Source organism: Streptomyces sp. NPDC006512, from assembly GCF_040611935.1.
Lineage (GTDB): Bacteria > Actinomycetota > Actinomycetes > Streptomycetales > Streptomycetaceae > Streptomyces.
This window is the reverse complement of the sequence record NZ_JBEXPG010000002.1, coordinates 34,918-48,630: the sequence shown is the minus strand read 5'-3', so window position 1 is coordinate 48,630 and position 13,713 is coordinate 34,918. Positions and strand designations below refer to the sequence as shown.

The following is a 13,713-nucleotide window of genomic DNA, read 5'->3' as shown; positions in this document are numbered from 1 at the left end:
TCCCCCCGACGAGGAGTACGTGGTGTCTCCCTCAGCCCCCAGCTCCACCCTGGCTTTCGTCGAGAGCCCGGTCCAGCTCCTGAACGTGCTGGAGTGGGCGCACGCCCGCGGCGCCACCCCCGCGGGCCCCGCCGGAACCCCCGGCCCCGCCGGAACCCCCGGCACCCCCGCCCCCCTCTTCGACGGCGTACCGCCCCAGCGCGGCCGCCGCCCCCGCCCCGCCCCGCCCGCCGAACCGCCGCGGATCGTGGTGCTGCCCCCCACCGACCCCATGTCCCGCGGCCAGCTGCGCCGGGTCGCCGGGATCGCCCGCGACGAGGGGTACCAGGTCCACTGGCAGGAGGCCCGCGGCGGCTCCGGCACCCCCCTGAAGGCCCTGGCCTCCCTCGCCTCGGCCGTCCGCGCCGCCGAGCGGATCGTCATCGGCGACCCCTTCTCCCGCTTCGTCCAGCTGCTGCTCGCCCCGGCCCGGGCCGCCGAACTGGTGGTCGTGGACGACGGCACCGCCACCATGGAGTTCGTCGCCCAGCTCGGCCGCGGCGAACGCCTGCGCCGCTGGCACCGCACCGGCGGCGGCCCGGCCGCCCGGGTGCGGGAGCTCGCGTACGCCCCGGTGTCCGGCACGGCCCGCCGCCGGCTGACCCCGGGGGAGCGCCGCCGGGTGGAGGTGTTCACGTCGATGCCGGTCACCGCCCTGCCCGGCATGGAGCTGCGGGTCAACGACTTCGCCTGGACCCGCTCCCGCTTCGGCCCGCCCCGCCTGACCAAGGGCACCGACCTGGTCGGCACCTCCCTGGTGGAGACCGGCGTCGTCGATCCGGACCGCTACCTGGACGCCGTCCGCGCACTGACCCTGGAGCACGGCGTGACCCGGTACTTCGCCCACCGCCGGGAGTCCCCGGAGAAGCTGCGCGCGCTGAGCGAGGCGACCGGGCTGGAGATCGTCCGTCCGGACCTGCCGCTGGAGCTGATCGCCCGCCGGGGGCCGATCGGCCGGACCGTCGTCAGCTTTCCGTCCACGGTCGTCCACACGCTGCCGTACGCCCTGTCCGGTACCGGGGTGACCGTGGCCGTCCGCACCGTCGACCCGGCCTGGCTCACCGCCGCCGCCTCGCCGAGGGCCCGCAGCTTCCTCGCCGGGGTCACCGACACCGCCCGTGATGTGCGCAGACTGCCCGCGCAGGCCGCTCCGGCGGCCGGATGAGCGCGCGAGTGTACCCCCGGGCGCATCCGATCATGCGTCCAGAGGCCGGGTTTCTTTCCCCTAACGGCATGAACTTTTTGTGATCTCCAGCCAGTTGACCCGTTCGTGCGCCTACCCTTCAACGGGTGAACCAGTTGATGTCCCGCGAGTCCCAGACCGCCCTGCCCGGCACGCCCGACCGGCCCGAGCTGCCCGGCAAGCTTCCGGACCACCTGCGTGCCGAACTGATCGCCTTCCGACGGGACTTGCACATGCATCCCGAGCTAGGACACCAGGAGTTCCGCACCACGGCGGCGATCAAGGCCCGGCTGGAGAAGGCCGGCCTGCGCCCGCGCGTGCTGAAGTCCGGCACCGGCCTGATCTGTGACGTGGGGACGTGGGACGGCGTACGGCCGATGCTGGCCCTGCGCGCGGACATCGACGCCCTGCCCATCCCGGACGCCAAGACGCACGTCTCGTACCGCTCCACCTTCCCCGACCGCGCCCACGCCTGCGGCCACGACGTGCACACCGCCGTCGTCCTCGGCGCCGGTCTGGTCCTCGCCGAGCTGGAACGCCAGGGCATGCTGCCCCGGCCCGTACGGCTGCTGTTCCAGCCGGCCGAGGAGGTCCTGCCGGGCGGGGCGAGCGACGCCATCGAGTCCGGGGTGCTGGACGGGGTCGGCAAGATCATCGCCGTGCACTGCGACCCGCGCGTCGACGCGGGCCGGATCGGGCTGCGGGCCGGCCCGATCACCTCGGCGTGCGACCGTCTGGAGGTCAGCCTCTCCGGTGCGGGAGGGCACACCGCCCGCCCGCACCTGACCACCGACCTGGTGACGGCCGCCGCCCGCGTGGCCGTCGACGTCCCGGCGCTGCTGACCCGCCGCATGGACGCCCGCTCGGGCATGTCGGTCACCTGGGGCCGGATCGAGGCCGGGCACGCCTGCAACGTGATCCCGATGCACGCCGAGCTGTCCGGGACCGTCCGCTGCCTGGACCTCAACGCCTGGCACGACGCCCCCGACATGCTCCACGCGGCGATCGACGAGGTCGCGACCATGCACGGGGCCAAGTTCGAGATCAACCACGTCCGCGGGGTGCCGCCCGTGGTGAACGACCCGGCCGTCACCGAGCTGCTGCGCGAGGCCATGGCGGTCCGCCTCGGCGCCGACGCGGTCGAGGACACCGAGCAGAGCCTGGGCGGGGAGGACTTCTCCTGGTACCTGGAGCACGTCCCCGGCGCCATGGCCCGCCTCGGCGTCCGCGGGCCCGGCGACACCGCCAAGCGGGACCTGCACCGCGGCGACTTCGACGTGGACGAGTCCGCGATCGGCGTCGGAGTGGAGTTCTTCACCGCCGCGGCGCTCCTCGACGGACTGCGCGCGGCGCCGGTCCGGTAGGACGCGCGGGGGCGTTCGGCCCGGAGACGGGCGGAAGTCCCTACAACACCGGCCGGTCTTCCGGCGGAGGTGTCCAGCCCTTGGTACGCAAGGGCTGGGCGCCCCACCAGTTACCGATCCGTCACTGTCCGGTTCGCGACGATCCGATAACGACTCATGAACGGGCCTTTAACTGACATCTACGCGCGTTACGATCGCCGCGAAACCAGCGCCGGTCGTGGCGCTTCGGTCAGGTTTTGAAGGAGCCTCCCCTTGCGCCGGATCACCAGGATCGCCACCGTGGGCATCGCGTCCGCGGCGCTGGCCCTCTCGGCCACCGCCTGTGGCGGTAAGAAGTCCTCGGACAGCACCGCTTCCTCGTCGAGCTCCGGCTCCTCCGAGGCCAGCGCCGCCATCGCGTACGACATCGGTGGCCGCGGCGACCAGTCGTTCAACGACGCCGCCTACGCGGGCCTCGAGAAGGCCGAGAAGGAACTCAAGATCAAGGGCGCCGAGGCGGAGCCCACGGACGGCGAGGGCGAGGCCGACAAGGTCCAGCGCCTCACCGAGCTGGCCCGCAAGGGCAACAACCCGGTCATCGGCGTCGGTTTCGCCTACGGCCCGGCCATCAAGAAGGTCGCCCCGAAGTTCCCGAACACCACGTTCGGCATCATCGACGACACCTCGGTGCAGGACAAGAACGTCGCCAACCTCGTCTTCAACGAGGAGCAGGGCTCGTACCTGGCCGGCGTCGCCGCCGCCAAGGTCTCGAAGACCGGCACGGTCGGCTTCATCGGCGGTGTCGAGGTTCCGCTGATCAAGAAGTTCCAGGCGGGCTTCGAGCAGGGCGTCAAGGACACCAACCCGAACGCCAAGGTGCTCTCCACCTACCTGACCCAGCCGCCGAACTTCGACGGTTTCGCCAAGCCCGACCTCGGCAAGGCCGCCGCGCAGGGTCAGATCGACGGCGGCGCCGACGTGATCTACGCGGCCGCGGGCCTGGCCGGCTCCGGTGCCATCGAGGCCGCTTCGGCCAAGGGCAAGTGGGCCATCGGCGTCGACTCCGACCAGTACAACCAGGCCGGTCTGTCGAAGTACAAGAACTCCATCCTGACCTCGGTCACGAAGGACGTCTCCGACTCCGTCTACGACCTGATCAAGTCGGTCAAGGACGGCAAGCCGACCACCGGTGAGATCCGCTACGGCCTGGACAAGGACGGCGTCGGCCTGGCCGACTCCAACCCGGAGTACAAGAAGATGACCGACGTCATCACCGCGGTGGACAAGGCGAAGGCCGACATCATCGCCAAGAAGATCACCGTCAAGACCGCCCCGTAGGGTTCCGTCTGACAAGTCCAGCGTGGTTTCCGGGGTTCGGGAAGCGGTCTTCGCCGCTCCCGGACCCCGCACCTCGTCGGACACGTTCCGTGTTGACTCGTGGCCAGTTGGTCGCAAGTTTTCACTTTCGACAGTGCTACGCGCGTAGAGGCATCGGGGACGCGATACCGTCCTGCTCCCGCCCACCCGCCCGGCCGATCGACCGCCCTGTTCCCCCTGCCTCCAGCTCCTTCCGCGCCAAGGAGAGTGCGTCATCAACGCGTCCAGCCCGCCCCCCGCCGTAGAACTGCACGGCATCACCAAGCGCTTCCCCGGCGTCGTCGCCAACAAGGACATCGCGATCACCGTCCGCAAGGGCACGGTCCATGCCTTGATCGGCGAGAACGGCGCCGGCAAGTCGACCCTGATGAAGATCCTCTACGGCATGCAGAAGCCGGACGAGGGCACCATCGCGATCGACGGGGAGCAGGTCACCTTCTCCAGCCCCGGCGACGCCATCGCCCGCGGGATCGGCATGGTGCACCAGCACTTCATGCTCGCCGACAACCTCACCGTCCTGGAGAACGTGGTTCTCGGCGGCGAGAAGCTCTACGGCATCGGCTCCAAGGCCCGCAAGAAGATCCTGGAGATCTCGAAGGCCTACGGCCTCGGCGTGCGCCCCGACGCCCTGGTCGAGGACCTCGGCGTCGCCGACCGGCAGCGCGTGGAGATCCTCAAGGTCCTCTACCGCGGCGCGAAGATCCTCATCCTCGACGAGCCGACCGCAGTGCTCGTGCCGCAGGAGGTGGACGCCCTCTTCGACAACCTGCGCGAGCTCAAGTCCGAGGGCCTGACGGTCATCTTCATCTCGCACAAGCTGGGCGAGGTCAAGAAGGTCGCCGACGACATCACCGTCATCCGGCGCGGCACCACGGTCGGCACCGCCGACCCGAAGACCGCCACCACCAAGCAGCTCGCCGAGCTGATGGTCGGCGCGGAACTGCCCTCGCCGGAGACCCGCGAGTCGACCGTGACGACCGTCCCGATGCTGACGGTGTCGAACCTGACCGTCGCCGCGGGCGACGTCGTGTCCGTCGAGCCGGAGACCATGGCGGGCGCGGACCAGGACGACTCCTCCCTGCGCGAGCACGTCGCGGTCGGACGCCTCCTGCTGGACGACGTCAGCTTCACCATCCACAAGGGCGAGATCCTCGGGATCGCCGGCGTCGAGGGCAACGGCCAGACCGAGCTCATCGAAGCCCTCATGGGCATGAGCGCCGCCGACGCGGGCGTCATCACGCTGGACGGCAGGGACATCACCAAGGAAACGGTGCGCAAGCGCCGCGAGGGCGGCATCGGGTACATCCCCGAGGACCGCCACCGGCACGGCCTGCTGCTGGAGTCCCCGCTGTGGGAGAACCGCATCCTGGGCCACGTCACCGAGACGCCGAACTCCAAGCGCGGCATCCTCGACCCGAAGGCCGCCCGCAAGGACACCGAGCGGATCGTGCGCGAGTACGACGTCCGCACGCCCGGCATCGACGTCACCGCGGCCTCCCTCTCCGGCGGCAACCAGCAGAAGCTGATCGTCGGCCGCGAGATGAGCCACAACCCGAAGTTCCTCATCGCCGCCCACCCCACCCGTGGTGTGGACGTCGGTGCGCAGGCGCAGATCTGGGACGCGATCCGCGAGGCCCGCCGCGAAGGTCTGGCCGTCCTGCTGATCTCCGCGGACCTGGACGAGCTGATCGGCCTGTCCGACACCCTGCGCGTGATCTACCGCGGCCGCCTGGTCGCGGACGCCGACCCCGCGACCGTCAACGCCGAGCAGCTCGGCACCGCCATGACGGGCGCCGCCTCCGGGCACCTGGAAGCCACCGACAACCACTCCGCCGCCGGTACCGACGCGGGTACCGAAGCACCGGAGGACGAGGCCCGATGAAGAAATTCGACAAGGACCGGCTGCTCCTCGGCTTCGCCGGACCCGTGCTCGCCCTGGTGAGCGCCTTCCTGCTGACCGTGATCGTGCTGGCCGCGACGGGCATCGACCCGATCGAGCCGCTGCGCCTCATGGTGGAGAACGCCGGCTACGAAGACGTCCAGGTCCTGATCCTGAACCAGGCCGGTACGTACTACCTGGCGGCCCTGGCCGTGGCCATCGGCTTCCGGATGAACCTCTTCAACATCGGCGTCGACGGCCAGTACCGTCTCGCCGCGATGGTCTCCGCCGTGGTCGGCACCGCCGTCACCCTGCCCGGTCCGCTGCACATCCTGCTGATCGTGCTCGTCGCCATGCTCACCGGTGCGTTCTGGGCCGGCATCGCGGGCGTGCTGAAGGCCAAGCGGGGCGTCAGCGAGGTCGTCTCCACGATCATGCTGAACGCGATCGCGACCAGCCTGATCGCCTGGCTGATCCTGCCGGAGAACCTCGGCGTGCAGCCGGAGGGCTCCAACGACCTGACGACCGGCGACATCGCCGAGTCGGGCTGGTTCCCGTCCCTGTCCATCGGTGACGGCCTGGAGATCTACGGCTTCACCTTCGTGGCCTTCGCGCTCGGCATCGTCTACTGGTTCGTGCTCAACCGCACGCGCTTCGGCTTCGACCTGCGCGCCACCGGCGCCAGCGAGTCCGCCGCCCAGGCCTCCGGCGTGGACGCCAAGAAGATGATCGTCACCGCGATGCTCATCTCGGGCGCGGTCGCCGGTCTGTCCGGCATGCCGCAGCTGCTGGGCGAGACCCACACGTACAACCTGTCCTTCCCCGTCGGCGTCGGCTTCACCGGCATCACCATCGCGCTGCTCGGCCGCAACAGCCCGGTCGGCATCCTCTTCGCCGCGTTCCTGATGGCCTTCATCGACAAGGCCTCGGCCTCGCTCGACACCGAGGGCTACGCGAAGGAGATCGGCACGATCATGAAGGGCCTGATCGTGATCGCCGTCGTCGTCTCGTACGAACTCGTCCGCCGCTACGGAATCCGCCGACAGCAGCAGAAGGTCGGCGCGGAACTGGCCGCGGGCCACGCCATCAAGACCGACAAGGAGGTCGCGGCGTGAGCACCAGCACCGTTTCCGCGACGGCCGCCGCCCCCAAGAAGCCGGGCGGCCGCAAGAAGCTCACCCTGCCCTGGATCATGCTGATCATCGCGGGCGGCCTCGCGCTGGTCTCGCTGGTCCGCGTGATCAGCGGGGCCGACGACCTGACCTCCGTGGGCCAGGTCTCCGGCGCCCTCTCCCTCGCGGTCCCGATCGGCCTCGCCGGCCTCGGCGGCCTGTGGGCCGAGCGCGCGGGCGTCGTCAACATCGGTCTCGAAGGCATGATGATCCTCGGCACCTGGTTCGGTGCCTGGGCCGGCTACCAGTGGGGCCCGTGGACCGGCGTCCTCGTCGGCATCGCCGGCGGCGCCCTCGGCGGCCTGCTGCACGCGATCATCACGGTCACCTTCAACGTCAACCACATCGTCTCCGGTGTGGCCATCAACATCCTCGCGCTGGGCTTCACCCAGTACCTGTCGAACTTCACGTTCGCCGAGGCGCCCGGCGGCTCCTCCAAGCAGTCCCCCCGCGTCGAGGAGATCTACAAGATCACCGTGCCGGGGCTGTCCGACTGGATGGCGGACCTCCAGGGCAAGCACTGGTTCTTCATCTCCGACCTCGCCGGCGTCATCGGCGGCCTGGTCACCGAGCTGTCGCTGCTGACCGTCCTCGCGCTGCTGCTGATCCCCGGCACCTGGTGGGTGCTGTGGCGGACCACCTTCGGTCTGCGACTGCGCTCCTGCGGCGAGAACCCCGTCGCCGCCGAGTCGCTGGGCGTCAACGTCTACAAGTACAAGTACATCGCCGTGATCGTCTCGGGCGCCCTCGCCGGCCTCGGCGGCGTGTTCCTGTCGATCGTCGCCAGCCCCATCTACCAGGAGGGCCAGACCGGCGGCCGCGGCTACATCGGTCTCGCCGCGATGATCTTCGGTAACTGGATGCCGGGCGGCATGGCGCTGGGCGCCGGCCTCTTCGGCTTCACCGACAGCCTCAAGCTGCGCGGCGGCGCGGAGAACGTCCACGCCATGCTGCTGCTGGTCGCGATCCTGCTCACCCTGGTGCTCGCCTGGCAGCTGTACAAGAAGAAGTACGTCCAGGCCGGCATCTCGGCGGCCTTCGCCGTGCTGCTGTACCTCTGGTACGCCTTCACGGACGAGGTGCCCAGCCAGTTCGTGGACGCCGCCCCGTACCTGACGACGCTCTTCGTGCTCGTCCTGTCGGCGCAGCGCCTGCGCATGCCCAAGGCGGACGGCATGCCGTACCGCAAGGGCCAGGGCAAGTGACCCCGCCCGCGGCAGTGGACTGGGAAGCCCTGCGGACGGCCGCCCGGGACGCGATGACCCGGGCGTACGCCCCCTACTCGGGCTTCCCGGTCGGCGTGGCCGCGCGCGTCGACGACGGCCGGGTCGTCACCGGCTGCAACGTCGAGAACGCCAGCTACGGCCTCGGCCTGTGCGCCGAGTGCGGCCTGGTCTCCTCGTTGCAGGCCACGGGCGGCGGCCGCCTCACGCACTTCACGTGCGTGGACGGCAAGGGCGAGATCCTCGTCCCGTGCGGGCGCTGCCGCCAGCTGCTCTACGAGTTCGGCGGCCCGGACCTGCTGGTGGAGACGCCGGACGGGATCCTGCCGCTGAGCGCGATGCTGCCGCAGGCCTTCGGGCCCGACCACCTGAGATAGCCGTGCCGACGGCCCTCCGCCCCTGCCCGGGGCGGAGGGCCGTCGGTTTCTCTTCCTCCCCCGTTACACCCCTCATCTCTATGCGCGTAGAAGGAAGTCACCTCATGGACGTCATCTCCGTCATCCGGACCAAGCGGGACCGCGGTGAGCTGAGCCCCGAGCAGATCGACTGGGTCATCGACGCGTACACGCGCGGTGTCGTCGCCGACGAGCAGATGTCGGCGCTGGCGATGGCCATCCTGCTCAACGGCATGAACCGGGCCGAGATCGCCCGCTGGACCGCCGCGATGATCGCCTCCGGCGAGCGGATGAACTTCGACTCCCTCTCCCGCCCGACCGCCGACAAGCACTCCACCGGCGGCGTCGGCGACAAGATCACCCTTCCGCTCGCCCCGCTCGTCGCCGCCTGCGGCGCGGCCGTCCCGCAGCTCTCGGGCCGCGGCCTCGGCCACACCGGCGGCACCCTGGACAAGCTGGAGTCCATCCCCGGCTGGCGCGCGCTGCTGTCCAACGAGGAGATGCTGCACGTCCTCGACACCACCGGCGCCGTCATCTGCGCGGCCGGCGACGGCCTGGCCCCCGCCGACAAGAAGCTCTACGCCCTGCGCGACGTCACGGGCACCGTCGAGGCCATCCCGCTGATCGCCTCCTCGATCATGTCGAAGAAGATCGCCGAGGGCACGGGCTCGCTCGTCCTCGACGTCAAGGTCGGCAGCGGCGCCTTCATGAAGAACATCGAGGACGCCCGCGAGCTCGCCTCCACGATGGTGGCCCTCGGCACGGACAGCGGCGTCAAGACGATCGCCCTGCTCACCGACATGTCCACCCCGCTCGGCCTCACCGCCGGCAACGCCCTGGAGATCCGCGAGTCCGTCGAGGTCCTCGCCGGCGGCGGCCCCTCCGACGTCGTCGAGCTGACCCTGGCCCTGGCCCGCGAGATGCTGGACGCCGCCGGGATCAAGGACGCCGACCCGGAGAAGGCCCTGGCCGACGGCTCCGCGATGGACGTGTGGCGCCGGATGATCTCCGCCCAGGGCGGCGACCCGGACGCGGCCCTGCCCGTCGCCCGGGAACAGCACGTGGTCACCGCCTCCGCCTCGGGCGTCCTGACCCGCCTCGACGCGTACGCGGTCGGCGTCGGCGCCTGGCGCCTGGGCGCGGGCCGCGCCCGCAAGGAGGACCCGGTGCAGGCGGGCGCGGGCATCGAGCTCCACGCCAAGCCCGGCGACACGGTCACCGTGGGCCAGCCGCTGATGACCCTGCACACGGACACCCCGGAGAAGTTCGAGTACGCCCTCGCCTCGCTGGACGGCTCCTACGACGTGGCCCCGGCCGGCACGGCCTTCTCCGCCACGCCGATCGTCCTGGACCGCATCGCCTGACCTGCGGCTCCCCTTTCGGATGAACGGGACCGGCGGACCCCCGCCGGTCCCGTTCGCCGTCCCGGGACCGGTCACGCCGGACACCTCCGCCTTCCCCGCGCCGTGAGCCGGGCGGCCGCCGCCGATGAGTTCGGCCGTCCCCGGCAGTCACCCCTGCGTGGAGATCATGCGACTCGTCCTGCCCGGCCCCGCACCGGTCCCGCAGGACGTGCCGGGGCTGTGCGCCCGCCTGGAGCTGCTGTACGAGGCCGGCGCCGCAGCGGTGGTGTGCGACGCCGGGGCCGTCACCGCCCCGGGCCTGGGCGCCGTCGAGGCGCTGGCCCGGCTGCGGCTCACCGCACGGGACCGCCCGTTCCGTGTCACCGGAGCCGGCCCGCCCCTGCGCGGGCTACTGCACCTCGTCGGACTCGTCGAGCTGCTCGGGGAGCCCGAACAGCGGGAACCAGCGGGCGGTGTCGAGGAAGGCGTTCAGGCCGGTGATCCGCCCCTCTGACACCTCCAGCACCTGGAGCGCCCACGGCGTGTGCCCCTTCCCCGAGGGGTCCGGCCGGTACTGGCCGAAGGCCGGCATGCCGTTCGCCGTGGTCGGGACCAGGCGCGAGCCCTTGCAGCCGATGCCCTGGTTGAGGTGCCACGCGGCGATGTCCGCGTGCCCCTGGAGCCACAGGTCGAACGGCGGCATCGACAGCACCGCGTCCTCGTGCAGCAGGGCGGTGAGCCGCGAGATGTCGTAGGCCTCGAAGGCGGACAGGTACTGCTCCAGCAGCTTCGCCTGGTCCGTGTCCAGCGGGTCCGCCGCCTCGCTCTCCCGGATCCGCTGGGCGGCGAGCGTGGCCCGCGCCCGCTGGAGCGCGCTGTTCACCGAGGCCACCGTGGTCTCCAGCAGCACCGCGACCTCGTCCGCCTTCCAGGCCAGCACCTCCCGCAGGATCAGTACGGCCCGCTGCTTCGCCGGCAGGTGCTGGAGCGCCGCGACGAACGCCAGCCGTACGGACTCCTTCGCCAGGGCCATCTCCGCCGGGTCGGCGGTCTGCGGCAGCACCCGCCCGTCGGGCACCGGCTCCAGCCAGGTCACCTCGGGCCGCTCGCTGAGCACGGCCGAGGCCTGGTGCTGCGGGGCGGTGAGGTCCATCGGGCGGGCCCGCTTGTTGCCGGCGCTCAGCAGGTCCAGGCAGACGTTGGTGGCGATCCGGTACAGCCACGAGCGCAGCGAGGAACGGCCCTCGAACTTGTCGAAGCCGCGCCACGCGCGGACGTACGTGTCCTGCACCGCGTCCTCGGCGTCGAAGGCCGAGCCGAGCATCCGGTAGCAGTATCCGGTCAGCTCCACGCGGTAGCGGTCCATCGCGGTGTCGAGGTCCGCTTCCGGTGGTGTCGTCGCGAGGTCACTCATGGCTGCCGTCCGTCCCCCAGAAGGTTTCCGTTGCTTCGGAAACTACCCGAGGGCACCGACAACGGCAGCCGCAGAGCGTCGAGCCGTCACGTTCCGGGCTTGCGCCCGTACACGAACACGTCCTCGCCGTTGCCCAGCATGCTCCAGTACGCCTTGGCGTCCGTGGTGGTCATGTTGACGCAGCCGCCCGACCCCGGCGGGTTCCACATGCTCTTGGGCGTGGAGTGGAAGGCGATGCCGCCGTCGAAGAACTGCGAGTACGGCATCGCGACGTTGTAGATCGTCGACCAGTGGTTGATGCTGCGGTAGTAGATCTTCTTCAGGCCGGTCCGGGTCGGCGTCCCCGCCTTGCCCGTGCGCACCGGCACCGGCCCGTACTTCAGCGTCGCGCCGTCCTGGATCCAGGTCAGCTGCCGCGTCAGGTCGACGCAGGCGATCCGCCCGAGGTTGGTCGGACACTTCTTGTCGGCGTTCGGGTTCTTCCCGGCCGCCCGCTGCGCCAGCATCGTGCTCATCGTCTGCCAGGTCAGCGGGCCCGCGTAGCCGGCGGTCGGGGTGATCCCGTGCGTGGCCTGGAAGGACTGGATGGCCTTGCAGTCGGCCGCGGACTGCACCCCGTCCACCGGCCTGCCGAGGAACTGCTCCACCTGCCGCTGGTACGGCCCGGTCGTCACGTTGCAGGACGCGGCCTGCGCCGCCCCGCCCCCGGCGACCACCATCGGCACGGCCAGGGCCAGCGCCCCGCCGAACACCACCGCCGCCCGCCGCCCCGCGCGCATGCGTATCGAACCCATTCGGTCCCTCCCCGGTTCGCTGTGCGTCCTCCGGGACCACGGCCCGGATGACCGGCGCGATTGCGCTCGGCGGAAGCGTAGTGACGGCGAGCGGGTTCGTCAGCGGGCTGAACAGTACTTTTCCGGACGGATTTCGGCCGACGGCCCGCCCCGGGCGGACCGCCGACGGCCCGTCAGCGCGCGGTCGCGGCCGGCAGCGCGAGCCGCCGCTCGGCGCGGGCCGCGTGGGACCCGTAGAGGGTGATCGAGGCGACGCCCACCACCGCCAGCAGCGCGATGCCGACCGTGGCCGCCCACCCCGAGGCGTGGTAGGCCAGCGCGCCCAGGGTGCCGCCCGCGCTGGAGCCCAGGTAGTACGCGGACTGGTAGAGCGCCGAAGCCTGCGCCCGGCCCGTCTTCGCGGTCCGGCTCACCGCCGCGGAGGCCACCGCGTGCCCCGCGAAGAACCCCGCGGTGATCAGCACCAGCCCCAGCAGGATCGCGGCCAGCGCGTCCGACAGCGACAGCAGCAGGCCCAGCGCGGTCGTCGTCACGGCCAGGTACAGCGCCCCGCGCCGTCCGGCACGGGCCACCAGCTTCCCGGCGGCCGCCGAGGAGACCGTACCGACCAGGTACACCAGGAACACCGACCCGACGACGCCCTGCCCCAGCGAGAACGGCTCGTCCACCAGGCGGTAGCCGATCACCGTGTACACGGCTCCGAACACCGTCATGAACAGCGCGCCGATCCCGTACAGCCGCAGCAGCAGCGGATCGCGCAGGTGACCGGCGACGGTACGTCCCACCGCGCGCGGCTTCAGCGAAGCCGGCCGGAAGAACCGCGCCCGGGGCAGCAGCACCAGGAAGGCCACCGCGCAGACCAGCGCCATCAGGCCCACGCTCAGCAGCCCGGCCCGCCAGCCCCACAGCTGCGCCGCCCAGCCCGTGACGATGCGGCCGCTCATCCCGCCGATCGAGTTGCCCGCCACGAACAGGCCGATCGCCCCGACCAGCGCCTTCGGCCGGACCTCCTCCGCCAGGTACGCCATCGCGGAGGCGGGGATCCCGGCGATCGCCGCGCCCTGCACCGCGCGGAGCGCCACCAGCCACTCCAGGTTCGGCGCGAATGGCACCAGCAGGCCGACGCCGACCGCCACCACCATCGACCAGGTCATCATCCGGGTCCGCCCGAACCGCTCGGACAGCGCGCTGAGCGGCAGGACGAACAGGGCCAGCGCCCCGGTCGCCGCGGACACCGTCCAGCTGGCCTGACCCGCCGTCACGCCGAACCCGGCGGAGACCGCGGGCAGCAGGGCCTGGGTGGAGTAGAGGAGCGCGAAGGTCGCGAGGCCCGCGGCGAACAGGGCCAGGCTCATCCGGCGGTAGCCGGGGCGGCCGGGCTCGGCGGGAACGTTCACCGGCGAGGGGGCCGCGGCGGGGGGAGCGGAAGGGGACGACAGGATGGAGGCACCCGAGGTGACGGGTGCCCCGGTATGAGCGGGAGGCATACGACGACCGTAGGCCCGCCTTTTTCATGCGTCCAATGCACAGATTCGCCATAATCGATCCACT

12 protein-coding genes are annotated in these 13,713 nt (G+C 71.3%); 9 read left to right on the top strand and 3 right to left on the bottom strand.

Features of this window, described 5'->3' with window-relative positions:
* Positions 1-22 precede the first annotated feature (22 nt).
* The 9 genes from ABZZ17_RS01520 to ABZZ17_RS01480 all read left to right on the top strand — a co-directional run bounded on the left by ABZZ17_RS01520 (position 23) and on the right by ABZZ17_RS01480 (position 10,468).
* The gene (locus ABZZ17_RS01520) at positions 23-1,204 is read left to right on the top strand and encodes a hypothetical protein (protein ID WP_356870789.1); all 1,182 of its coding nucleotides are present in this window, start codon (positions 23-25) and stop codon (positions 1,202-1,204) included.
* Positions 1,205-1,341: 137 nt separating this feature from the next.
* Positions 1,342-2,586: an amidohydrolase gene (locus tag ABZZ17_RS01515; RefSeq protein WP_356871136.1), complete on the top strand. Its 1,245-nt coding sequence runs from the start codon at positions 1,342-1,344 to the stop codon at positions 2,584-2,586.
* A gap of 252 nt (positions 2,587-2,838) precedes the next feature.
* Positions 2,839-3,903, top strand: a complete 1,065-nt coding sequence (locus tag ABZZ17_RS01510) for a BMP family ABC transporter substrate-binding protein (RefSeq protein WP_356870787.1) — start codon at positions 2,839-2,841, stop codon at positions 3,901-3,903.
* 253 nt (positions 3,904-4,156) lie between these two features.
* On the top strand, positions 4,157-5,824 hold the full coding sequence (locus ABZZ17_RS01505; protein WP_356871134.1) for an ABC transporter ATP-binding protein: 1,668 nt from the start codon (positions 4,157-4,159) through the stop codon (positions 5,822-5,824).
* Positions 5,821-6,936 carry an ABC transporter permease gene (locus ABZZ17_RS01500; protein WP_356870785.1) on the top strand — a complete coding sequence of 372 codons (1,116 nt, stop codon included), beginning with the start codon at positions 5,821-5,823 and terminating at the stop codon, positions 6,934-6,936. Before ABZZ17_RS01505 ends, ABZZ17_RS01500 begins: the two co-directional genes overlap by 4 nt.
* Complete coding sequence (locus ABZZ17_RS01495) at positions 6,933-8,198, top strand: ABC transporter permease (protein WP_356870783.1); 1,266 nt, start codon at positions 6,933-6,935, stop codon at positions 8,196-8,198. Before ABZZ17_RS01500 ends, ABZZ17_RS01495 begins: the two co-directional genes overlap by 4 nt.
* A complete protein-coding gene (locus tag ABZZ17_RS01490; protein ID WP_356870781.1) occupies positions 8,195-8,593 on the top strand; it encodes a cytidine deaminase in 399 nt (132 codons plus the stop codon). Before ABZZ17_RS01495 ends, ABZZ17_RS01490 begins: the two co-directional genes overlap by 4 nt.
* Positions 8,594-8,697: 104 nt before the next feature.
* Positions 8,698-9,975 carry a thymidine phosphorylase gene (locus tag ABZZ17_RS01485; RefSeq protein ID WP_356870779.1) on the top strand — a complete coding sequence of 426 codons (1,278 nt, stop codon included), beginning with the start codon at positions 8,698-8,700 and terminating at the stop codon, positions 9,973-9,975.
* Between the two features lie 166 nt (positions 9,976-10,141).
* Complete coding sequence (locus tag ABZZ17_RS01480; RefSeq protein ID WP_356871132.1) at positions 10,142-10,468, top strand: STAS domain-containing protein; 327 nt, start codon at positions 10,142-10,144, stop codon at positions 10,466-10,468.
* On the opposite strand, the gene ABZZ17_RS01475 is transcribed toward ABZZ17_RS01480, so the two are convergent.
* The 3 genes from ABZZ17_RS01475 to ABZZ17_RS01465 all read right to left on the bottom strand — a co-directional run bounded on the left by ABZZ17_RS01475 (position 10,364) and on the right by ABZZ17_RS01465 (position 13,649).
* Positions 10,364-11,368 (bottom strand): sigma-70 family RNA polymerase sigma factor, encoded by a 1,005-nt coding sequence (locus ABZZ17_RS01475; protein WP_356870777.1) that lies wholly within the window; start codon positions 11,366-11,368, stop codon positions 10,364-10,366. The genes ABZZ17_RS01480 and ABZZ17_RS01475 overlap by 105 nt on opposite strands.
* A gap of 86 nt (positions 11,369-11,454) precedes the next feature.
* A complete protein-coding gene (locus ABZZ17_RS01470; RefSeq protein ID WP_356871130.1) occupies positions 11,455-12,147 on the bottom strand; it encodes a L,D-transpeptidase in 693 nt (230 codons plus the stop codon).
* 188 nt (positions 12,148-12,335) lie between these two features.
* On the bottom strand, positions 12,336-13,649 hold the full coding sequence (locus tag ABZZ17_RS01465) for an MFS transporter (RefSeq protein ID WP_356870775.1): 1,314 nt from the start codon (positions 13,647-13,649) through the stop codon (positions 12,336-12,338).
* Positions 13,650-13,713: the final 64 nt, after the last annotated feature.

Excerpts from the sequence above, each read along its gene's own strand:
- ABZZ17_RS01515 (WP_356871136.1), top strand. The coding sequence starts at position 1,342 with ATGTCCCGCGAGTCCCAGACCGCCCTGCCCGGCACGCCCGACCGGCCC.
- ABZZ17_RS01500 (WP_356870785.1), top strand. The coding sequence starts at position 5,821 with ATGAAGAAATTCGACAAGGACCGGCTGCTCCTCGGCTTCGCCGGACCC.
- ABZZ17_RS01485 (WP_356870779.1), top strand. The coding sequence starts at position 8,698 with ATGGACGTCATCTCCGTCATCCGGACCAAGCGGGACCGCGGTGAGCTG.
- ABZZ17_RS01480 (WP_356871132.1), top strand. The coding sequence starts at position 10,142 with ATGCGACTCGTCCTGCCCGGCCCCGCACCGGTCCCGCAGGACGTGCCG.
- ABZZ17_RS01475 (WP_356870777.1), bottom strand. The coding sequence starts at position 11,368 with ATGAGTGACCTCGCGACGACACCACCGGAAGCGGACCTCGACACCGCG.
- ABZZ17_RS01470 (WP_356871130.1), bottom strand. The coding sequence starts at position 12,147 with ATGCGCGCGGGGCGGCGGGCGGCGGTGGTGTTCGGCGGGGCGCTGGCC.
- ABZZ17_RS01465 (WP_356870775.1), bottom strand. The coding sequence starts at position 13,649 with ATGCCTCCCGCTCATACCGGGGCACCCGTCACCTCGGGTGCCTCCATC.